Genomic DNA, 22117 nt, shown 5'->3' with positions numbered 1-22117 from the left:
CGCGGATCGGCTTCGATCAACTGAAGAATCGGGCGGCCTCCTGGAGGATGGTGATCATGCGATCGATCTCCTCCTTGGTGTTGTAGAAGTAGAAGCTGGCGCGGGAGGTGCCGGGCAGCCTGAACTTCTTCATGAGGGGCTGGTTGCAATGATGCCCGCCGCGGAGGGCGAGGCCGTAGCGGTCGGCATAGGTGGTGAGATCATGCGGATGCGCGGACTCCATGACAAACCCGACGAGCCCGCTGCGATCACGGGGGCCGATGATGCGGATGCCGGGCACGTCTGCCTCCATGCGCTGCTGGGCATAGCTGACGAGGGTGCTATCGTGCTCCGCGATGTTCTGCCGGCCGATGCTCTCCAGGTAGTCCACGGCGGCGCCGAGTCCCACGGCACCTGCGATGTTGGGGGTGCCTGCTTCAAACCGGTGCGGGGCCTCTTTATAGGTGCTCTTGTGCAGCGAGACGCTGACGATCATCTCCCCGCCGCCATGGTAGGGAGGGGTTTTCTCCAAAACCTCGGCCCGACCGTAGAGGGCACCGATGCCGGTGGGGGCGCACATCTTATGCCCGGAGAGGGCGAGGAAGTCGCAACCGAGAGCCTGCACGTCCACGGGCAGGTGCCCGGCGCTCTGGGCGGCGTCCACTACGGAGAGGGCTCCCACCGCACGGGCGGCACGGCACAGATCTGCCACTGGGTTGACGGTGCCCAGCGAGTTTGAGATATGGGTGAAGGAGAAGATCTTCACCTCGGGCGTGAGCAGCTCGGGCAGCTTGCCCAGGTCCAGGGTGCCGTCTTCCAGCACGGGGACAAAGCGCAGGGTGGCGCTGGTGCGCTCGGCCAGCAGTTGCCAGGGTACGAGGTTGCTGTGGTGCTCCATCTCCGTGAGCAGGACCACGTCCCCCTCCTTCACGTAGCGGGTGCCATAGGCCTGGGCCACGAGGTTGATGCCCTCTGTGGTGCCGCGGGTAAAGATGATCTCATCCGCGCTGGCGGCGTTCAGGAACTTGGCGACCTTGCTGCGGGCGGCTTCGAAGGCATCGGTGGCACGGGAGCTCAGCTCATGGAGCCCACGGTGCACGTTCGCGTTATCGTGCTCATAATAGCGGCTGAGGGCATCAATGACCTGCCGCGGTTTCTGGGAGCTGGCGGCGCTGTCGAAATAGATGAGCGGATTCCCCCGCACCTCCTGGTGCAAGATGGGGAAATCGGCCCGCACGGCCTCCCAGTTGACGCTGTCTGATGTCATGGAGAGACACAAGACCAGAAGACACAAGACACAAGACGGAACCCGGGAAAAAGCACCATCTGTACTCTGCTGGGCAGGGGCAGATGGGGAAACAAGATTGCCCGGTTGCGCAACCTTGACAGACTGGGGGCGTTTCACTTACGGATGATCTCAATGAAGCTGAAGCTCTGCGCCCTGCTGTTCCTTGCCACCACGTCGTTCGCCACGGTCGCGGAGGCGAGACTGGGGGAGACGGTGGAGCAGTGCATGGAGCGCTATGGCCCTGTGATCGAGCGTCGGTCGGCCATCCTGGCGGCCAGTGATCCCGAGTCCCTGGTCTTCAGCAAGTCCGGGGTCACGGTCATCATTGAGTACCGGGAGAGCAAGGCGTGGCAGATCAGCTACCGCAAGGTGAAGATGCTGGCCAACGAGGTGGAGTCCCTGGTGGCGGCGAATGCCGGTGAGGGCCCCTGGAGCGGCTCCCTCAAGCTGGGGGCCAATGAGTATCGTCTCTCCAGTGACCGGACCCGTCTGGCGGCGATGGGGGAGATCCCTGGCGCAAAAGCCGGGATGACCGTGACGGAACTCCGGATTATGACCCGCGAGTGGTTGACGGAAAATCGTGCGGCTTATCTCAGGAAGGCTGACGCGCCACTGACGGCACCTGAGCGGGCCAGGATCAATCCGCTGCCCGGATTCTGAGCTGGCGCGGCTCCCTCCGGGGTGGGGGGCAAAAAGTTCCTGCATTTCCGGTCGAAATCCGGTCAAGAAGGGGCATTATCCGTCATTGCCAAATTGGCCAAGTCCTGATATCTAAGAGACGTTAAGCGACGGGGCTTTTTTCGCCATTTGGCTCCCAACTGACGTTTCAATGACCGCCCAGCCCAGTTCTTCTCCCATCGCCGACGCCTCCCCCACCGGAGCAGACGCAGGCGGAGGCACGGGTTACCATTTGCCAGTGCTGCCGGCTGAGGTGGTGGCGGCTCTTGCTCCAGCGCCTGGCAAGGTCATCCTGGATGGCACACTGGGAGGCGGGGGGCACACTTCCCTGTTGCTGCAGGCTGGAGCGGAGGTCATTGGCCTGGATCAGGACACCGATGCCTTGAGCCACGCGGGGGAGCGGCTCAAAGCGTATGCCGCCACGGGCCAGTTCCGGAGTGTGCAGTCGAACTTTCGCGACTTTCCCGCGGTGCTGCAAGCGCTGGGCATCACGGCGCTGGATGGGCTTCTGGTGGACCTGGGAGTTTCCTCGTACCAACTGGATGTGGCCTCCCGTGGGTTCTCCTTCATGCATGAGGGACCGCTGGACATGCGGATGAACACCGGGGGCGGCCGTACGGCGGCGGATCTGGTGAATGAGGATGAGCCGGCGGAGCTGGAGCGCATCCTGTGGGAGTATGGCGAGGAGCGCCAGTCGCGCCGCATTGTGCGGGCCCTGGTGCAGCGCCGGGAGCAGAGGCCTTTCACCACCACGTCGGACCTGGCCTCGGCCATTGCGGGCGTGATTCCCCGCCGGGGCAAGACCCATCCCGCCACGCTCACGTTTCAGGGGCTGCGCATCGCGGTCAATGACGAGCTGGCGGCACTGGCGGACTTTCTGCATGCGGCACCCGCCTGGCTGAAGCCGGGAGGCAGGCTGGCGGTTATTTCCTTCCACTCGCTGGAGGACCGCATGGTGAAGCAGGCTTTCCAGCGTCTTTCCACGGAGTGGCTGGACCGCCCGGAGTGGCCGGAGCCCCGCCGCAATCCGGAGCATTGCCTGAGGCTGCTGCACCGCAAGCCCCAGGAGGCCACAGACGAGGAGGTCAAACGCAACCCCCGTTCCCGCAGCGCCAAACTCCGCACCGCCGAAAAACTGCCCCAATGAAAGAACCCGAGCTCAGCCTCCCTCGAAATCGCGCCACACCACGGCGTTCCGGGGTGGCTTTCCTGCTCGTGGTGATCGCCATCTCCGTGGGCACGGCGGCGCTGCTGCATATTTTTACGAAGAACCGGACCTACGCGATCGGCCGCCAGCAGGAGCAGGTGGAGCGGGAAATCTCGGCTCTGGAGCAGGAGATTCGCACCCTGGACATGAAGGTGGGGGAGGCACTCTCCCGAAAAAACCTGACGGATCGTCTCACAAGTCAGCGCTCCAGGTTGAAAAACATCCAGCCCGAGAGCATCATCAAGGTTCCCCCCGCGCCGGACCATGTCCCTGCGGCCATCCCTGTTGCTGAACCTGTCACTCCTTTTCCCGCCGACCCAGAAATCACGCCTGCCACAGGCAAACCGCTGCGCCGATGAACGCTCCTGACTCCCCAACGCACGATGTGAACCGATGGGTGCCCCACCGCATCGCGGTGATGCTGGTGCTGCTGCTGGCCGCCTTTGGCGGGGTGGCGTTCCGGTTGTACGGGCTGCAGGCGGTGGATCATGACGTGTGGGCGCGCCGGGGTGAGGGCATGCTGAAGCAGCGTGTGGTGCTGCCAGCCATGCGCGGGGTCATTCGCGACAGCAATGGCGAGCTGCTGGCTCATGACAAGCTGGTGCATGAGGTCTGGGTGAACACGCAGCACCTGCGGGATCTCAATGATGTGCGCACCCGGCTGGCGCGGCTTCTGAAGCGACCGCTCACTGAAGTGGTGAACGGCATGAAGCCCGAGGACGTGATTTCCCAGTATCGCGAGCACGTCACGACGGTGGTCACCGCCACGTTGAATGAAACAGGTGAGCCGGTGCCGGCCGATCTGGCCCTGCAGATGGCCGATGAGAAGCGCATCGAGTTTCCCCTCATCAAGGGGCTGCCCACTGAGACCGCTGACATCTGGAAGGTGCGGCTCAAAGAGGGGAACATCTACGCCATCAGCCTGCGCTCAAGCGTGCGGCGCTTCTACCCGAGCGAAGAGCGCCTGACCCATGTGCTGGGTTATGTGAATGAAAAGACCGTGCTGGAGGAGGATGGCCCGGGGGGGCGCAAGCGGGAGAAGCACATCCAGATCGGGCGCGAGGGGGTGGAGGCGGTGCTCAACACGGAGCTGACCGGTACGGATGGCTTCCAGTGGATCGAGAAGGACCGAAAGGGACGCGAGATCACCTCCTTCCGCGGTGAGGGGGAGGAGCCCCGACATGGTCATGAAGTGACGCTGACCATCGACATGCATCTGCAGGACACGATGGAACAGGTGCTGGAGCAGGCGTTCATGCAGTACAAGCCCAAGCGGATCACTTCCGTCTTGATCGAGCCCAAGTCCGGGGCGGTGCTGGCGATGGCCAGCCGTCCGCACATTGATCGTGAGACGATGAAGGGCATCATCGCCAATCCCGCGGTGAGTGCGCAGTATGAGCCGGGCTCCGTCTTCAAGGTCGTGGCTTACACCGGGGCTCTGGATCGCAAGGTGGTCGGGCTGGGTGAGACGATCAACGTGGATCCCAGTCTGAAGGTCTTCGCCTCCCAGCGAATCAAGGATCACGTGAACGGGCCGGTGACGGTGCTGAACGCCTTTGCACAGAGCAGCAACCGGGCGGCGTATCTGCTGGCGCTGCGGTTGGGCGATGACAAGTACCTTGAGTATGTGAGGAACTTCGGCTTCGGCCAGCGGACCGGCATTGAACTGACGGGCGAAATTACCGGCACGGTGTGGCCGCGCAAAGCCTGGGACGGGCTGACCTTCTCCCGCATGGCCATGGGGCACGCCGTCACGGTGACCCCGCTGCAGATGACGATGGCGGTGGGCGTGATTGCCAACGGCGGTAATCTCATGAAGCCCCAGCTCATCAAGGAAGTGAAGGATGAGAAGGGCAACGTGATCCGCCGGTTGAAGCCGGAAGTGGTGCGGCAGGTGTGCACCCCGCGTACCGCTGAGCAGATGCGGCAGGCCATGATCGAGGTCGTGCAGGGCCAGAAGGGCACCGGCAAGCAGGCGGGGATCGAGGACATTATCGTGGCGGGGAAGACCGGCACCTCCCAGCGTCGCCGGGAGGACGGCCGCGGCTATGAGGACGGGCACTATTGTGTTTCCTTTGCCGGGTTCGCCCCGGCGGACAAGCCCGAGCTCTGTGCCATCATCGTGGTGGATGACCCTCATGGCGCCCCGGAAGAACTCTACGGCGGCAAGCTGGCTGCACCCATCTTTTCACAACTCATGAAACAAAGTCTTCATACCATGGCGGTCGCTCATGCCGTCCAGCGGGAGTTATCCCCGCTGAGCAACGGAGGTGCCCAATGACCATTTTGCGCGATCTTATCGAGGGTCTGGATAAACCGGTCATCAGCGGTGGCCTGGACGTGGAAGTGGCCGGCCTGGCCTATGACTCCCGCCTGGTGAAGCCTGGCTTTGTGTTCTTTGCCCTGCGGGGTGTGAAATCGGACGGGCATGACTTCATCCCCAAGGCCCTGGCTGAGGGGGCGGTGGCCATTGTGGCCGAGACTGCTCCGCCGGAAGACTGCAGCGTGACCTGGCTGCATGTGAAGAATGCACGCGTGGCGCTGGCCGAGATGGCGGCAGCCTACAAGGGGCACCCTGCCCGGAGCATGGCTGTGGGCGGCGTGACGGGTACCAATGGCAAAACCACCACCGCCTTTCTGCTGCATCACCTGTTGAATCACGCGCATCGTCGCTGCGGACTGCTGGGCACGGTGGTGTATGACGTGGGTGGGGATCTGAAGCCTGCCACGCACACCACGCCGGAGTCACTGGAGCTGCAGGGGCTGCTTTCCGAAATGCGTGACCGCGGCTGCGTGGCGGTGGCGATGGAAGTTTCCTCGCACGCCATTGACCAGCACCGCACCCACGGCGTGCCCTTTGCCGCAGCAGTCTTCACGAATCTCAGCCAGGACCACCTGGACTACCACGGGACGATGGAGGAGTACTTCAAGGCGAAGTCGAAGCTCTTCTCCTCCACGGCGGCCTCCCGCAGTGGCAAGCTCGTCATCAATGTGGACGACATCTGGGGTCGTCGTCTGGTGGATGCGCACAAGGAGCACCCCGGCCTGGTCACCTATGGTCTGGGTGTGGCGGCCGACTATCGTGCGGTGAACCCCCGCTATGATCTCACTGGCACCAGCTTCGAGCTGGAGCACAAGGGGCGCTCCCTGCTGGTGCGCATCCCGCAGATCGGCCAGTTCAACGTGTACAACTCCCTGGCGGCTCTGGCTGCGGCCCATGGCATGGGCTGCAATCTGCGCGATACGGTGAAGGCGATGCAGTCCTCCCCCCAGATCCCGGGGCGGATGGAGCGTGTCACGCCGGACAATCACTCTTTCCACGTCTTTGTGGACTATGCGCACACGCCGGACGGCCTGGTCAATGCCCTGTCCACGGCACGGGCGCTACGCCCGGAGCGGATCATCACGGTCTTTGGCTGTGGGGGTGATCGCGACCGTCTGAAGCGGCCGCTCATGGCACGCGCGGTGGAGGAGCACAGCGACATCAGCATCCTCACCAGCGACAATCCACGCACGGAGGACCCTCAGGCGATCATGGACGACGCCCGCAAGGGGTTCACCCGCTCCGCCCACGCCCTCATTGCCGACCGCAAGGAGGCCATTCACACCGCCATCAAAGGGGCGCGGGAAGGGGACATTGTCGTCATCGCTGGCAAGGGGCATGAGCCCTACCAGGATGTGCAGGGGGTGAAGCATCCCTTTGACGACCGCAGGGTGGCCCGCCAGCTGGTGGACATCGAAATCCGCATCAAGGGTGAAAAGCGGCTGGAGGCACGCCAAAGGAGGGATGACCGTCAGTGAAGGCGTTGACTCTCGAAACCATTGCCTCGTACAGCGGCGGTCGCCTGGTCCATGGTGATCCCGCTGTGACCTGTACCAGCGTCAATACGGACTCCCGGAAAATCCAGCCGGGGGAGCTGTTTGTGGCCCTGGTGGGGGAGAAGTTTGACGCGCATGACTTTGTCCCGCAGGTGGCCCAGGCCGGTGCGGCGGCGGTCATTGTCAGCCGGCTGCCAGAGAACGTGGAAGCGCTGGGCTGCGGTGTCATCGAGGTGCCGGACACGCTGCTGGCGCTCCAGCAACTCGCGCGTGCTTACCGCGAACTCTTGAACCCGCTCGTGATCGGCATCACGGGCAGCAACGGCAAGACGTCCACGAAGGACCTCGTCGCTGCGGTGTTGCGGAAGAAGTACCAGGTGTGTGCCACGCTGGGGAACTTTAACAACCACATCGGGCTGCCGCTGACCATCCTTCGCATGGAGGAGGGGGACAACTGCGCGGTGCTGGAGATGGGGATGAACCACCATGGTGAGATCGCCGTGCTGGCGGGGATCGCCCGTCCGGATGCGGCCATCATCACGAACATCGGCGTGGCCCACATCGAGTACATGGGGTCCCGCGAGGGGATCGCCCAGGAAAAGGGCACGCTGGCTGCAGCCGTGCCGCACGGTGGCGTGGTGGTGCTCAATGCCAATGATGACTTTTCCTCCTCCATCGCTGCCCGCAGTCATGCGCGCGTCGTCCTGGCTGGGGTGGGGGAAGGGGATGTGGTGGCCACGCTCACGGAGAGTGGTGCCCGGGGCTCCTTCTTCAGTCTGAACTTTGACGGTCGTGTGGTGGTGGCTGTGCACCTGCCCGTGCCCGGGGAGCACATGGTGGGCAATGCCGCGCTCGCCGCGGCCGTGGGCTGGCACTTTGGCGTGGTACCGCAGGACATCGCCGCAGCGTTGGGCGAGGTGCAGCTGACCAAAGGGCGGGTGCAGGTGAAATTCTGGCGCGGGGTCACCGTGCTGGATGACTCCTACAATGCGAATCCCGACTCCATGCGGGCGGGGCTGAAGACGCTGGCGGCGCTACAGATTCCCGGTCGTCGGGTGGCTGTACTGGGCCGGATGGGGGAACTGGGGCCGCACGCAGAGTCCAGCCACCGGGAGGTGGGGGGGTATGCTGCTGAGCTGGGAGTGGACGCTGTCTTTAGTGTGGGTGAAGAAGCCGCCCTCATCACGAGTCAGGCGGAGAAGTCGGGTGGATCGGGAGACTATAGAAATTTCTCATCGCATGCCGCCGTTGCCGCCTGCCTCACCGAATGGTTGCACGAAGGTGACGCGGTTTTGTTGAAAGGAAGCCGTTCTGCTGCCATGGAGCAAGTGCTCACACACCTCGACAACCCGGCATCATGATACACTGGCTCGCTGAATTTCGGAACTCCGTTGGAGACACGCTGCTCTCCTCCCTGCTCAACCTCCTGCACTATCACACCTTCCGCGCCGGTGGGGCGTGTCTGACGGCGTTTGTGCTCTCCCTTATGTTTGGAGAGCGCGTCATCCGGAAGCTCATCTCCCTGAAAGTGGGGCAGCCCATCCGCTCCAAGGAGGAGGTGCAGAAGCTCTTCGACCTGCACGGGAAGAAGGCAGGTACGCCCACCATGGGCGGGGTCATGATGCTGGCCACCTTCACTCTCTCCGTCCTGCTCTGGACGGACTGGGGGAACCCGATCGTGTGGATGGTGCTGGGCACCACGCTGGCACTCGGTCTGCTGGGCTTCTGGGACGACTATGAGAAAGTTGCGCGGAAAAACTCCAAGGGCGTGAGCGCCAAAACCAAGCTGGTCTGGCAGTTCGCCGTGGCGATCACCGTCTCATGGATCTTTGCCTACGGGCTGCCGGGCGGGGTGACCTATGACAACCAGGTGGTGACGTATCGCAGCCTCTACATCCCGTTCTTCAAGGAGCCGCTCATCCTGGACATGGGCTTCTTCGCGGTGATCTTCTTCTCGCTGATGATCGTGGGCTTCTCCAATGCGGTGAACCTCACGGATGGTCTGGATGGCCTGGCGACGGGGTGCTCCATCAGCACGGGGCTGGCCTATGCGGGATTCTGCTACCTGGCGAGCAATGTGAACTTTGCCAAGTTTTTGCTCATCCCGTACTTCCACATGGCGGATGAACTCACCATCGTGGCCATGGCCCTGGTGGGGGCGTGTTTCGGATTCCTGTGGTTCAACTGTCAACCAGCGCGCATGTTTATGGGCGATACGGGCTCCCTGGCTCTGGGCGGGGCGATCCCCACCCTGGCGATCGGCTGCAAGCAGGAGTTGATCCTCCTCATCGTGGGCGGCGTCTTCGTCATGGAGGCAGGTTCTGTGATGCTCCAGGTGGCCAGCTTCAAGCTGCGCAAGGTTCGTATTTTCCGCATGGCCCCCATCCATCACCATTTTGAACTCGGAGGATGGCAGGAGAGCCAGGTTGTGGTACGTTTTTGGATGCTGTCGTTAATTCTGGCCCTCGTGGGCCTGGCGACTCTCAAACTGCGTTGATTCACGGCCTCTCCCACCCATGGACCCACGTTCCAACCTCGACCTCGACCTTGCCAATCAGCATGTAGCCATCCTCGGTGCCGGCCGCAGCGGACTTGGCGCTGCCCGTCTGGCTCGCCAACTGGGCGCGGTGCCAGTGGTCTTCGATGAAGGGGATCCGGTAAAGCTCCAGAAGGCCGTGCAGGCCATCGTGGATGAGGGCATCGACTGTCGCCTGGGCATTGAGGCGGCGCGGGCGGCGGTGGCGGAGACGGCGTTCAGCCTGGTGGTGACGAGCCCCGGGCTTGATGCGGGCTGGCCCCTGCCCAAGACCTTCACCGATGCGGGCGTGCCGCTGATGGGGGAGATCGAGTTTGCCTGGAGGCCTATCAAGGAGGTCCCGACAGTGGCCATCACGGGCACCAACGGGAAGACGACCACGACAGAGCTGATGGAGCGGATGTTCAACGGCTGCGGTCACCGGACCATTGCCTGTGGGAACTACGGCCATGCTCTGAGCGAGGTGGCGGTGAGCGGGGAGACGTATGATCTGCTCACGGTGGAGGTCAGCTCCTTCCAGCTGGAGACCATCACCAGCTTCCGCCCGCGGGTGGCGGTGTGGCTGAACTTCGCGCCGGATCATCTGGATCGCTACCCTGACAATGAGGCTTACTTTGCCGCTAAGAAGCGGATTTTTGACTACATGACGCCCAATGATGTGGCCATCATCCGGGCGGGGGAACCTCTGGGGGAACTCCAGCCGCGGGTGGTGACCTTCACCACGGAGCCAGATGTGGAGGCGGATTTCATGCTCTACCATGACCGTATCCTCTTCCGCGGGGAGAAGATTGCCCGGGTCTCAGACCTGCCGCTGCATGAGCGCCACAACATTGAAAACCAGATGGCGGCCCTGGCGGCCGGCTGGGTGATGGGGCTGGCCTTCGAAGACATGCTGGAGGGCCTGAGTGGCTATGAGCCGGCGCGGCACCGCTGCGAGGTCGTCAGCGTGGTGAATGGCCGCTCGTATATCAACGATTCCAAGGCGACGAACCTGCATGCCCTGGAAACTTGTCTGAAATCTCAGGACGCGCCTGTGGTACTAATTGCAGGCGGAAAGGAGAAGGGTCTTGATTATTCACCTTTCCGAAGCTTAATTACAGAGAAGGTGACTGCTCTGGTAACCATAGGAGAGATTGCCGACAAATTGAGTGCCCTGTTCTCGGACCTGGTGCCCTGTCGGCAGGCTCCCAGTGTGGTGGCCGCAGTGGAAATCGCCACCCAGCTCGCCGCGCCGCGACAGTCCATCGTATTCTCACCCGGAACTTCCTCCTTTGACATGTTCAGCGGCTATGCAGAGCGCGGCAACGTGTTCCGGGATGCAGTTTTGAATTTGCCCACCCCCGTTTTGAATTAAACTCCGCGAGGAGCGACGCTTATGAATGATAAATCCAACCTCTCACCCACGCGGCGCCTCTTTGCGTCAGAAAGCTTCCGCAGGCATTATGTGTCTGCGGTGGAGAACGGGGATCAGGCGGATTGGACGGAGCGTGAGCAGAGCGGCAACCTGGGCCGCGTGTTTGTGTTTCTGCTGCTGCTCCATGTGTTTCTGATTGGGGCCATCGTGCTGTACAATATTGTCTCTGACCGGCCCAAGGTCTCGGTGGCCGCAAGCATGGGCAAGGCTGCGCCTGCTCTCCCTGGCGATACGACGGAAACGAGCACCGGATCCTTGGTGAAGCGCAGTGAGCTTTCCGAGTATCAAGTGCGCTCGGGTGACACGGTCCAGTCCATCGCAGATGCGACCGGGGCGACCACTGAGGAAATCATCCGCCTGAACCAGTTGGATCAGAATGGTGAGCTCTATGTGAGCCGCCGTCTCCAACTCCCGCTGCGCAAGGAAGTGGCCGATGAGGTGCCTGCTCCTGCGGCGGCAGTGGCTCTGACATCGGGTCAGACCAGCCGCGAAACGACCGTGGCTGCTGCCAAAGAAGTCAGTGGCAAAGCTGGCAAAGGGCAGCCGGAGTCCTTCAAGGCAGCTGTGGTGGGGGAGTCCGCTGGTACGAAGAGCAAGTCTGGTGAATCCCATCCCGCGCCGACCCTTATCAAGGCCAAGCCGGTGACTCTGCAGGACGCGCCTCCCGCAGATGCTCGTGTGGCCAAGCTGGAAGATTCCCCGCCTGCTGGCAAAGCAGGTTCAGGTGGCTCCACCCAGAAGGCCACCCCAGTCTCGCCTGTGAAGTTGCAGGAAGCCCCGCCCAAGGAAAAGCCTGCTCCGAAGGCGACACCTGTGGTGGCAGCGACGGCGAAAGAGAAGCCCGCACCCACAGCGGCGACGGGCGGTGGCCGCTCCTACGAGATCAAGGGGGGGGACACCTTCTACTCAATCGCCCGGAAGAATGGGATCAACGTCAATGATCTCATCAAGGCAAACCCGGGAACGAATCCCAGCCGCCTGAAGAAGGGCATGATGATCAAGATTCCAGCCAAATAAACCATCTGCGGGGCGCCCAAAAAGGCGCCCCTTTCATTCCCTCCCTTTCCTTTTTTCATGGGTCGAGCCAGTGTTTACGTTCTCGTCTTTGCCGTCAGCATGCTGAGCGCGCTCGGCCTGGTCATGCTGGCCAGCACGAGCTACTTTTTGGATGAGACCAGTGGGGAGGCGTATTTCACGCTGCGCAGCCAGATCATTCGTCTGGGCCTGGGGGTGCTGGCGGCAGGGGTCATGGCGTTCATCGCCTATCCGCGACTGTACCGCCTGCGGTGGAAGATTTTTGGCGTGACGGTGGTGGCGCTCCTGCTGTGCTATGTGCCCTTCTTTGCCGACGAGGTGAACGGGGCCGCCCGCTGGATCAGCCTGAAGCGTCTCGGCATTGGCGGGCCCAATTTGCAACCCTCTGAGCTGGCGAAGCTGGCGGTGGCCATCCTGCTGGCGGGGTGGTTCACCCGGCATGAGCCGCTGACCCGGGAGTTCAAGCAGGGGTTCCTCATGCCGGGGTGCATGGTCTTTGTCACCGTCGCCCTGATCGCTGGTGAGGTGGACCTGGGCAGTGCGGCGCTGGTCGGCGCACTGGGGGGCGGCATGATGTTTGTGGCTGGCACCCGCCTGCTGTACCTGCTCCCTGTCCTGGGGGCTGGCCTGGCAGGACTGGCCTGGGTGGTGAAGTTCATGCCCAACCGGGTGGAGCGTATCTTCGCCTTCCTGGATCTGGAGAAATACAAAGAGGGGCTGGGCATGCAGCAGTGGCGGGCTTTGATCGCTTTCGGCTCCGGCGGTGTGGAGGGCGTGGGCTTGGGCAACGGGCGGCAGAAAATGCTCTACCTCCCGGAGGCTCACACGGACTTCATTTTTCCCATGGTAGGGGAGGAGCTCGGCCTGTACGGCACACTTTTTGTCGTGATCACTTTCTCATTGCTCGTCGCGGCAGGCATGAGCATCGCCCACCGGGCACCAGACCGTTTCAGCCGCCTGCTGGCCTTTGGCATCACGCTCACGATTGCGCTGGAAGCCTTGTTGAACATGGGGGTGACGACGGCTCTGCTGCCCAACAAGGGGTTGCCGCTGCCTTTCGTCAGCTACGGTGGATCGAGCCTTGTTTTCCGCATGATTGGCATCGGAATTCTCATCAACATCTACCGTCAAACGCCTTACGAACGGAAGAAGGACTTGCTGGAAATACGGCGTCGTCGTATGACTGCGGTCTCCCATGGCTCGCTATAAGAAAAACCGCCAGAAGTCCAAGAACCCTCCTGTTCAGAGTGCCGTTCAAGGGACTGCCGTCGCGAAGCCGCTAACGAAATCCCGCAGCACGACGCCCACTTCCAGCCAGTCGCCCTGGAAGAGCCGTCATATCATCATCGCCTGCGGTGGCACCGGGGGGCATTTGTTCCCGGGCATTGCGGTGGGTGAGGTGTTGCAGGCCCGCGGACATGACGTGATCCTTTTGATCAGTGAGAAGAAGATCGATGCCCTGGCTTCGAGCGGGCACGCTTCTCTGCGGTTCGAAAAAATGCCTTTCCTGGCAATGCCCAAGCCGCTGTCCCTACAGATGCCCAAGTTCCTGCTGGGTGTGTGGAACGGGCTCAAGCAGTGCAAGGCAATGATCCGTGAGCACGACACGCAGGTGGTGCTGGGCATGGGGGGCTTCACCTCCTTTGCCCCGGTACTGGCCGGTCGTCGCGCGAAGATCAAGACGCTCATTCACGATTCCAATGCCATCCCGGGCAAGGCCAACAAGCTCACCGCAAGGTTCTGCGATACGGTGCTGCTGGGTTTCCAGGAGTGTGCGCAATATTTCCCGAAGGACAAGGAGACCCGCATTGTGGGGACACCCGTGCGCAGCGCGCTCCGTCGGGCGGCAGAGGAGACGAAGGAGGATCCCTACGCGTTCTTTGGTCTCGATCCCAGCCGCAAGACGGTGCTGGTGATCGGTGGCAGCCAGGGTGCCCGCGGGCTGAACAATGCCGTGACGCATACCCTGGACGAACTGAATGCCCTGGGGGTGCAGATGCTGCATATCACGGGTCCAGGAGACTACCAGGAAGTCTCGGACGCCTACGACGGCAAGGAGATCAAGCTGCATGCCCACATCGCGGCGTTCTGCCACCGCATGGAGCTGGCCTACAAAATCGCGGATATCGCCCTGGCCCGCAGTGGCGCTTCCACGCTGGCAGAGCTGGCGTACTTCGGGGTGCCCAGCCTGCTGGTGCCCTACCCCTATGCGGCCGATGATCACCAGACGCTGAATGCCCGCATCTTCCACGAGGCCAAGGCTGGCATCATGGTGCCGGAGCTTGATTTGTCTCCGGAGAAGCTGATCCGCGTGGTGCGTGAGATCACCACCAACGAGCAGCGGGCGGCCAACATGAAGGCTGCGGCGCAGGCGATCTCCCACGCCAGTGCGGCCGAGGAAATCGCGAACATCGTCGAAGAGATGGCGGTGGGGAAATAGGGGACCTTCTTGAGACAGGATTGACAAGATTTTTGAGGATTAACAGGATTGGGATTGGGTGGCGAGGGGCGGCGTAGCGGTCTGCTCTGCCGTCGGTCGGCAATCGGCATGGGCTCGCGAGGATGGGAGCGGGATGTTCTCACACGAAGGCACAAAGGCACGAAGGGTTGGTGAGTTCAGGAAGAGGGCGGGGGTGCGAGCCTCGCTCAGTAGGGGCGACACAACTTTTTTTACCGATTTGTCCTTCTCATCCCGCCCCAATCGTCAAGGGGATGGAATGACGAGCCTTCGGGGTCGCATGGCGGCGTCCGCAAGGTCCGCCGCGTCCATGTCGTGTCCCTGAGAGCAATCCACCCCTATCAAATCCAATCAATATCTGTCCTATGAATGCAAATGGCGAAACCAAACGCGGCTTCGGAGCCATCGCTCCTCACATCGTCCGTCTTTTCTATGGGCTGGGCTTTACGGTCTTCGGCCTCAATGGCTTTCTTGACTTCATCCCCAGACCGGACACTCCCCTGCCAGCACCGGCGATGGCCCTCTTCACGGGCCTCATGGGATCCGGGTACATGATGCCGTTGATTGCGGGCACTCAGTTGGTGTCCGGGGTGTTGCTGCTGATCAATCGCTTCGTGCCGCTGGCTCTGGCGTTTCTGGCTCCGATGATCGTGAACATCGTGGCCTTCCATGTCTTTGCTGTCCCGGATGGGACGATCATCGCGCTCTTCTTTGCGGCCATGGAGGTGTATCTGGCCTGGAGTTATCGCCGGGTGTACTGCCCGATGCTGGCAGCCGTGGTGCGTCCGGGGTGATTGGGGCAGCGAGAGTTGCCCTTGAACTCCGTTTTAGAGTCCAAGGGTTAGTCGTCGAACTCCCACTCCGTTGAAGGTTCTGCGAGTACTTTGGTGACTCCCAACGGGACTGCGGAGACTACCAGATCGATTGGAACAATGAGCCCTGTTGGAGTAAGTCGAAAATTTCGAGGGTGTGCATCTGTGACGAGAATCCCATCGTGTTGACGGATAGAAGGTCACGTTCTGCACCTCCGGTACTGCGATCCATTCTGATGGAACTTTGGTCACAGTGGTGGGTGGGTCTGGCACATAGACCCGATGCTCGCCTCCTACGAAGTCAGGATTTTATTGAGCAGATCCTTCAGGCTCATTGGCAAGGAGCGCTAGTTGCGCTTCTCTTGCTTCGGAGAGGTGCTTTGCCCGTTCTGGGCCAAAATAGACCGTACGGCTTCCTCCCGCGAAACGACGGGCAGATTGCGCAAGGCTTTGCGCATCTCCTCCGGATTGCTCACGACTATCAGCTTTTTTTTCACTTGAGGGGACTTTCACCCAATGAGATCCGTTGTCAACGCTCGCGACTTCACCGAGTCAGCAAGGGGAGGGAGACTCGCAGGAAGGTCATCAGCGTAGGGCTTGTCGTCCCATCCTCTTTGAGGAAGAGCTTCGGCCGGGCTGGTTCCTTGGTGGCCGCACCACTGCGCGAAATCTGGGTTTTACCAGGAACAGGTCCGCCAGAGTCTACAGTTGATCCCTGAAGGGGATTTGTAGCACAGCCCAAGGTTGGACGAGCCTTAAGCGAGTCAACCTTGGGTAGCTACCAAAGAGGGGGGGCAGGTGCGAAGGCCGACCGCATCCGCTTCCTTCCCATCGGCTTCGACACTCCCACATCGCGCGAGGGTTCGGCTGTGCGTTGCGAGGTCACGCGCTGACTGACGTTCCCGGCAAGATGCCGGAAACAGCACGCAAGATGCGTGCGCTCCCCTGACTTCACCGGCACAGGCCGTTTGAGTAGGCACCAGACCGCCGAAACTCCCTCGGAGTAGAGTTCTATATCTCGGTTACCCAACGTAGACTCGCTTGAGGCTGGTCAACGTTGGGCTTGTGGCCGGATCCTCTTCGAGGAGGAGCTTCGGCTGACTGCTTGCATCTGTGATCGAGAGTCTTCGCGATTGTTTTAAGGTCTCGGTTCGCCATTCGCTCCCTGGCCCCAAGTGCTTGCGTCTTGCCGTCTCGAACTTTTCCCGCCATGCTTTTTCCCATGACGCGGGTTTCTCGAGTTCTTACAGGGGTGGGGCTGTTTCTGGTCTCCGCTTCCAGTCTTTTGCTGATGGGCGAGCAGCCCAAGGTGGAGGTGCCGCCGCCAGCGGTCCCGACGGGGGCTTCGAGTGATTCCACGGCGTTCCTCAAGGCGGCCCAAGAGGCGGAGGCGCTGCGGGTGATGCGTCGGGTCAGTGAGGCGGACTTTGTGGGGATGGCAAAAGAGGAGAAGACGGTCGTCCTGGATGCAAGGAGCAGGGCGCATTTTGACCGGTTGCGTATCAAGGGCAGCAAGAGTCTGCCGTACACGGAGATGGCAGAGGCTACGCTTCGGCGGTTGATTCCTGATACCTCGACCAAGATCCTGATCTACTGCCGGAACAATTTGCCTGATGAGCCCGCGTTCGTCGGGGATCCGGGCTCTCTTTTTCCGGCAGAGTTTGATCCTCCAAAGTTTCCCAGCGCAGGTCTCAACATCCCCACTTACATCACCCTCTACATCTACGGGTATCGGAATGTGTGGGAACTGGATCCGATGGTGGTTCCCGGCAAGTCGCTGATCGAGTTTGAGAGCGGCACTCCAGGAGTGAAGCCTGCGGCTGCGGCCGTTCTGGAGGAGTTTGGCACCCTGGTGCGGAGCGGCACGTGGAAGGAGGACTGGCCGGACGGGAAGGGCGGGGTGGAGGTTCGAGAGGTCACGGCGGAGGTCTGGACGGATGCGTTCCAGGCGGCGATTGAAAAGCATGGGCGGTTGGAGATACCGGGCCGGCAGGAGCCGTATTACCTGGACGCGCCGTTGCTGCTTGGCTCGGGCCAGTCGATCAAGGCAGAGCCTGGAGCTGAGATTCGGCTCAAACCTGGCGTGAACTCCTGCATGGTGCGCAACCGGGGCATCCGCGACTTCTCGGACCGTCCCGTTCCAGAAGATCTGGTGCCCGACAGGAATCTGGGGGTTGAAGGCGGCATCTGGACCACGCTGGCGGTGGGTGTGCCCAGCATGAACGGCAATCGTGCGGGCCGGTCCGATGTGGGCAATACGGTGCCGAATTGCAACGGAACGTTTGTGTTCAGCAACGTGCAGGGGCTTGCGGTGAAAGATGTGACCATCCGCCGCTGCCGGTCCTTTGGGGTGCATCTGGGCAATGTGAGCCAGTTCCAGGTGGAGGGGATGCGGTTCGAGGAAAATGGGCGCGATGGCGTGCATGTGAACGGGCCTGCCAGGAACGGGGTGATCCGGGACATTGCCGGTGTGACGCATGATGATCTGGTGGCGCTGAATGCCTGGGAGTGGCGCAACTACACACCGACGTTCGGCCCCATCCGGGATGTGGTGGTGGAGAAGGTGACGGGGGCGCCTGCTGGAAGCAAGGCGACGGATGCCATCCGGCTGCTGCCTGGGGTGAAACGCTTCCCCAGTGGAGATATGCTGGCGTGCCCGATCAGCAACGTGGTGCTGCGAGACCTCACGGACATCCGGGAGTTCAAGCTGTACGACCAGCCCAATCTGGAGGTGGGACGGGACAGGGATTTCAGCGTGGAAGTGGGCACACTGCAGAATATAACGATGAAACAACTGCGTTTCACGCGGCCCGGGGTGGTGCAGATCGCCGCGAATGTGGAGGGGCTGCACATAGAGGATGTGGACCTGCTGTTCACACCCCAGCCTGCCTTCAAGCTGGTGGAGGTGGGGCCCATGTCTGCCACTTACCGGCATGGGCCGGAGCCTGCACGCTGGGTGGAAATCTTTTCGCCGGACCGTGATGTCACGGTGAAGGGCTTCAAACTGGGAGCGGTGAAGATAAACCAGCAGCCCGTGCCAGATGCTGGAGCGTTGGTCCAGATGAAGGATCAGCAGGTGAATCCAGACTACCCCAAGAGCACGCCGCGAGGTGGCCAGGGAAGGGTGCGCTGGGAAAAATGAGGGTCGCTATGCGGTCACGATGATTCCTGATGAAAGCGATAAAAAATGCCGGTGGCCAGAAGGCCTGAACCCGATGCTCCATCGCCCAAGCCCCACTTCAGCCGACAGGTTGACCGGCTGGTGTAGAGGTGGAGACGAGCTGCCAGCCTCTGAGATTCTTCATGGCAAAGCTCAGTCTTTCCCCGTTCTGACGGAGGAGAACAAAGGCATCCCTGCCTGTAACATGACGATCAGCCTGGTAGATTTTCCGGTCTCCGTTGGTGAAGATGATAGTGTATATCCGCATGCCACAAGATAGGCGCATGATAACTGCGCACAATCCGTTACCGGGTCTCCACCCAATTGTGGGGGCAGTGACACAGGCGTCTTCATGAGAGGGGCGATGGGGATGTCTTGCGCCTGCTAAGAACAATTTATTGTATCTCGACTAAAGCAGTCGCGTGCCCAGGGGTACGTCTTGATCAGGTGCGCACAGGACGACGTGGCCATCTTTATTGTAGAAGCCGGTGACGAGGCATTCGGATTGAATGGGGCCGATTTGTTTCTTGGGGAAGTTGATCACGGCGAGGACAAGGCGGCCAACCAGATTCTCAGGAGTGTAGAGCGCCGTGATCTGGGCGCTGGATTTTTTCACTCCGAGTTCTGGGCCAAAGTCCACCTGAAGGATGTAGGCGGGCTTTCTGGCCTGGGGAAAAGGCTGGGCGCTCAAGACTCTGCCAACGCGCAGTTGCACCTTGGTGAAGTCGGACCATTCGATGGTTTCCATTTCCATGATGAGCATGGTGACCGGGGGCGTGCGCCGGTGCAAGGCGCGGCAAAGGAGGCGGTGGCGATTTTTTCGGAATTTGGATAGAGGTGACGCTTTCCTCGTCAGAGGATTTGAGGCATGATCGAGTAGATACAGCCGATGCAGGTCGCCCGATCCGAATACCCAGTGTCGTGCACGAGCCATGAAGATGGATGGCTCCCCGGCCCTTCACTGATGTGCTCGGTGGGCATCTCCTGGGTGTCTTTGTTTCACTCCGTATAACTCACGCTTCTGAAAACTATGAAAGCTGTACTTATGGCCTTGCTGGCTCTGACTGTTGCCACGTGCTTCACGTCCTGTGTGGCGGGGCATGTGGACCGTGTGGAGGATCGCTATGATCGTCGCGAGGATCGTTATGACCGTCGCCATTACAGTGGACCGGGGGACAGGAGGGAGGACTACTGGGACAAGCGGGAGAACGTGAACGACAAGCTCCGCGGACGTCGTGGGCTGATGTATTGAGTTAAGAGATGAAGGCGAACAGTGCCGAGGGCGGAATTCATAGGGCGATGCAACAAGCGTCAACTTAGTCTTCCGCTTGACGACGGCTGCCTGAATGGATGGGCAGGGTGTTGTATCCGATCCTGGCAGGCGGCACCTTGTTCTGGCTCTTTGGGGGCTGGAGTATGCTGTCACCAAGCGGCGGGAGGAGTGTGCGGCTATGGCAGCGCAGAGTCGTACCACGGTTGGGCTCGGGGGCGAACGACGGGAGAAGCGTGGATGGCCAGGCGAACAGGCTGGTGCTGCTTGAGTCGGATTCGCGCTGTTGGAGTGAGTGGGGAGAGAGGAGCAGCGAGGTGGGTGTCCTCAGATCAGGGGGTGTTGGTGGCAGGGTTGGAGTTCCGCCTTTAGGCGGGGTGTTGGATGCGGGTAAGAGGGTTCGAGGAGGTTGTGAAGAGAGGGTGTGTGGGTTGATCGTGGGAGGAAGTTTTTTTCCTCCGGCGACTGAGCCGCCTAAAGGCGGTACTCCAACCCCGGTGCGGATCTTGGTTGAAGATTGAGAAGGGGTTCGCGCTGTTGGAGGGTGTGGGTGAGAAGAGGAGCAGCGAGGTGGGTGTCCTCAGATCAGGGGGCGTTGGTGGCAGGGTTGGAGTTCCGCCTTTAGGCGGGGTGTTGAATGCGGGTGAGAGGGTTCGAGGAGGTTGTGAAGAGAGGGTGTGTGGGTTGATCGTGGGAGGAAGTTTTTTTCCTCCGGCGACTGAGCCGCCTAAAGGCGGTACTCCAACCCTGCCGGAGGACGTTGGAGGCGTCTTGACCCCCAGGGGGCGAAGCCACCAAAGTAGTGCTGGGCTTTAGCCTGGCAATCGCATGTCTCCAGTCAATCGCCGCCAGGCTAGAGCCCCGCACTACCTTTAGCTTCCCAACCCTTTGTGCCTTCGTGCCTTGGTGTGAGAACTCTCAGGCCTTTTGCCTGCCGCAACACGGGCCCGGGCTACTCCTTGAGCCCCGCCAGATCAGGCGTTGCCGGCTTGGCATTCGCGATGAACTGGTCCCAGGTCGCGCCGCCGGGTGTCTTGGCGGCGTATTCGCCAAAGAGGGTGAGCAGGGCGGATTCCACGGCACCTTCGATGGTGGGGTTGCCCTTCGGATCTTTGGCGGCGATGGCGGCGCGGAGTTGCTCGATGTTCTTCTCTGAACCCGTGCGATAGAGGTTGGTGGCCACGCCGCCGGGCCAGTAGGCTGCCTTGCCCCCGCGGATCATGACACGACCGGCGAACTCGGAGGTGAAGATGCCCTTGTTCCCGACGAAGCGATTGCCGCACATAAAGGGCGATCCCCAGCCGTTGAACTGGCGGGAGGCAAAGCTCACGGAGCCTTTGGCAAACTCGAACAAAAGAGAGTAGTGATCCGCCACATCGCCGATATGGTCCGGGCGGGCGGCGCGTCCGCACTGGCCGGTGACGCGGGTGGGCCGCCCGAAAGCCCAGCTCACGATGTCGAGGGCGTGGATGTTCTGCTCCGTGATGATGTCTCCTGCCAGGTCGCGATGCCGGATCCAGTTTCTCAGGCGGCCTTCCGGCTGGGTGTCATCATGCTTGCAGGGGATGAGCTCGGCCTCGTAGTGGCACTCACCATAGAGGAGGTCGCCGATGGCCCCTTCATGGACCCGCTTGATGCCTTCCTGGAAGAACTCGTCCCCGCGTGATTGCACATCGGCCAGGACGACGATGCCTTTTGCCGCAGCATCTCTGGCAAGCTGGCGGATGGTTTCACAACCGGCCACATCAATGGCCACGGGCTTGGCGATGAGGACATGCTTGCCAGCAGCGACGGCATCGATGGCCTGTTGCACATGGAAGCAGGGCGGGCTGTGAATGGCCACGACATCCACGTGCTCCAGCATCTTCTTGTAGCCGTCCAACCCGGTGAATTGCTTTTCGGCGGGGACGTTGAACTTTTCGCCGTACTTGGTGACGCTCTCTGGGAAGTAGTCACAGGCCGCAGCGATCTGGAAGCCGGGGTTTTCTGCGATGATGCTGGAGACAAAGTTTCCTCGACCCCCGCAGCCGATGTTCCCGAGTTTGAAGACGGGGCCGCTGTAGTCTGCCTTGGCTGGAATGGGGGCAGTCTGCGCGGCGAGCTGGGAGGCCAGGGTGGCGATACCGGTGGCGTGGAAAAAGGAGCGGCGGTTCATAGTTGGGTGGACAGGATTCGCGACGAGTGGCTTGGTTTTCAGTCTTCCAATGACCCCGGGCTGTCAGGTGTAACGCGATTTGGTGGAGCGTGAGTTGGGGGCGGTCTTACAGTGATCTGGAGGAGGTTGGTTTTCGAGCGGTTGGAGGGTGGTTTGGCTTGCGGGGGAAGTGTGAGCGGAGAGGAAGCTCGTAGCTGCATTCGTGAGAATGCGGAATGGTAGGTGCGAGTGACCTATTGGGGGGTGGGTTGCTTCCGTTGGATGCGAGCGGCCCACGCTGACCACGTTCTTGCGAACGCAGCCACG

Annotated in this window: 18 protein-coding genes; 14 read left to right on the top strand and 4 right to left on the bottom strand. The window is 61.4% G+C overall.

The window, feature by feature from the left end:
* Positions 1-16: 16 nt before the first annotated feature.
* Complete coding sequence (locus tag VSP_RS19490) at positions 17-1246, bottom strand: cysteine desulfurase (RefSeq protein WP_009962799.1); 1230 nt, start codon at positions 1244-1246, stop codon at positions 17-19.
* A 153-nt stretch (positions 1247-1399) separates the two neighbouring features.
* Here VSP_RS19490 and VSP_RS19485 point away from each other — a divergent pair, with 153 nt between their 5' ends.
* From VSP_RS19485 to VSP_RS39695, 13 genes are all read left to right on the top strand, one after another.
* Entirely contained in the window at positions 1400-1927 is a 528-nt protein-coding gene (locus VSP_RS19485) for a hypothetical protein (protein ID WP_029190591.1), read from the top strand.
* Positions 1928-2096: 169 nt separating this feature from the next.
* Positions 2097-3092, top strand: a complete 996-nt coding sequence (gene rsmH / locus VSP_RS19480) for a 16S rRNA (cytosine(1402)-N(4))-methyltransferase RsmH (protein ID WP_009962795.1) — start codon at positions 2097-2099, stop codon at positions 3090-3092.
* A complete protein-coding gene (locus VSP_RS19475; protein ID WP_009962793.1) occupies positions 3089-3511 on the top strand; it encodes a hypothetical protein in 423 nt (140 codons plus the stop codon). Before rsmH ends, VSP_RS19475 begins: the two co-directional genes overlap by 4 nt.
* Complete coding sequence (locus VSP_RS19470; RefSeq protein ID WP_009962792.1) at positions 3508-5433, top strand: peptidoglycan D,D-transpeptidase FtsI family protein; 1926 nt, start codon at positions 3508-3510, stop codon at positions 5431-5433. Before VSP_RS19475 ends, VSP_RS19470 begins: the two co-directional genes overlap by 4 nt.
* On the top strand, positions 5430-6953 hold the full coding sequence (locus VSP_RS36305; RefSeq protein ID WP_009962791.1) for a UDP-N-acetylmuramoyl-L-alanyl-D-glutamate--2,6-diaminopimelate ligase: 1524 nt from the start codon (positions 5430-5432) through the stop codon (positions 6951-6953). Before VSP_RS19470 ends, VSP_RS36305 begins: the two co-directional genes overlap by 4 nt.
* 5 nt (positions 6954-6958) lie before the next feature.
* A complete protein-coding gene (locus VSP_RS19460; RefSeq protein ID WP_157210973.1) occupies positions 6959-8332 on the top strand; it encodes a UDP-N-acetylmuramoyl-tripeptide--D-alanyl-D-alanine ligase in 1374 nt (457 codons plus the stop codon).
* Entirely contained in the window at positions 8329-9468 is a 1140-nt protein-coding gene (gene mraY, locus VSP_RS19455) for a phospho-N-acetylmuramoyl-pentapeptide-transferase (protein WP_009962787.1), read from the top strand. Before VSP_RS19460 ends, mraY begins: the two co-directional genes overlap by 4 nt.
* A gap of 19 nt (positions 9469-9487) precedes the next feature.
* Entirely contained in the window at positions 9488-10861 is a 1374-nt protein-coding gene (gene murD, locus VSP_RS36300; protein WP_009962786.1) for a UDP-N-acetylmuramoyl-L-alanine--D-glutamate ligase, read from the top strand.
* Between the two features lie 21 nt (positions 10862-10882).
* Complete coding sequence (locus tag VSP_RS19445) at positions 10883-11938, top strand: LysM peptidoglycan-binding domain-containing protein (protein ID WP_009962785.1); 1056 nt, start codon at positions 10883-10885, stop codon at positions 11936-11938.
* 57 nt (positions 11939-11995) lie between these two features.
* A complete protein-coding gene (locus VSP_RS36295) occupies positions 11996-13165 on the top strand; it encodes an FtsW/RodA/SpoVE family cell cycle protein (protein WP_009962784.1) in 1170 nt (389 codons plus the stop codon).
* Positions 13152-14396, top strand: a complete 1245-nt coding sequence (murG, locus tag VSP_RS19435) for an undecaprenyldiphospho-muramoylpentapeptide beta-N-acetylglucosaminyltransferase (RefSeq protein ID WP_009962783.1) — start codon at positions 13152-13154, stop codon at positions 14394-14396. Before VSP_RS36295 ends, murG begins: the two co-directional genes overlap by 14 nt.
* A gap of 383 nt (positions 14397-14779) precedes the next feature.
* Positions 14780-15208 (top strand): hypothetical protein, encoded by a 429-nt coding sequence (locus VSP_RS19430; protein ID WP_009962782.1) that lies wholly within the window; start codon positions 14780-14782, stop codon positions 15206-15208.
* A 1240-nt stretch (positions 15209-16448) separates the two neighbouring features.
* On the top strand, positions 16449-18368 hold the full coding sequence (locus VSP_RS39695) for a hypothetical protein (RefSeq protein WP_198141193.1): 1920 nt from the start codon (positions 16449-16451) through the stop codon (positions 18366-18368).
* A 97-nt stretch (positions 18369-18465) separates the two neighbouring features.
* On the opposite strand, the gene VSP_RS36285 is transcribed toward VSP_RS39695, so the two are convergent.
* Together VSP_RS36285 and VSP_RS19415 are read right to left on the bottom strand one after the other, a co-directional pair.
* A complete protein-coding gene (locus VSP_RS36285; protein ID WP_009962778.1) occupies positions 18466-18654 on the bottom strand; it encodes a hypothetical protein in 189 nt (62 codons plus the stop codon).
* 141 nt (positions 18655-18795) lie between these two features.
* The gene (locus tag VSP_RS19415; RefSeq protein ID WP_009962776.1) at positions 18796-19134 is read right to left on the bottom strand and encodes a tRNA-binding protein; all 339 of its coding nucleotides are present in this window, start codon (positions 19132-19134) and stop codon (positions 18796-18798) included.
* A gap of 282 nt (positions 19135-19416) precedes the next feature.
* Between VSP_RS19415 and VSP_RS19410 the strand changes: the two genes are divergently transcribed.
* Positions 19417-19638, top strand: coding sequence for a hypothetical protein (locus VSP_RS19410; protein ID WP_156345970.1), 222 nt, complete (start codon positions 19417-19419; stop codon positions 19636-19638).
* 970 nt (positions 19639-20608) lie between these two features.
* Here the strand turns inward: VSP_RS19410 and VSP_RS19405 are convergent.
* The gene (locus VSP_RS19405) at positions 20609-21811 is read right to left on the bottom strand and encodes a Gfo/Idh/MocA family protein (RefSeq protein ID WP_009962773.1); all 1203 of its coding nucleotides are present in this window, start codon (positions 21809-21811) and stop codon (positions 20609-20611) included.
* Between the last annotated feature and the right edge of the window lie 306 nt (positions 21812-22117).

The organism is Verrucomicrobium spinosum DSM 4136 = JCM 18804 (genome assembly GCF_000172155.1).
Taxonomy (GTDB): Bacteria; Verrucomicrobiota; Verrucomicrobiia; order Verrucomicrobiales; family Verrucomicrobiaceae; genus Verrucomicrobium; species Verrucomicrobium spinosum.
This window is presented reverse-complemented; position numbering and strand designations above follow the sequence as displayed.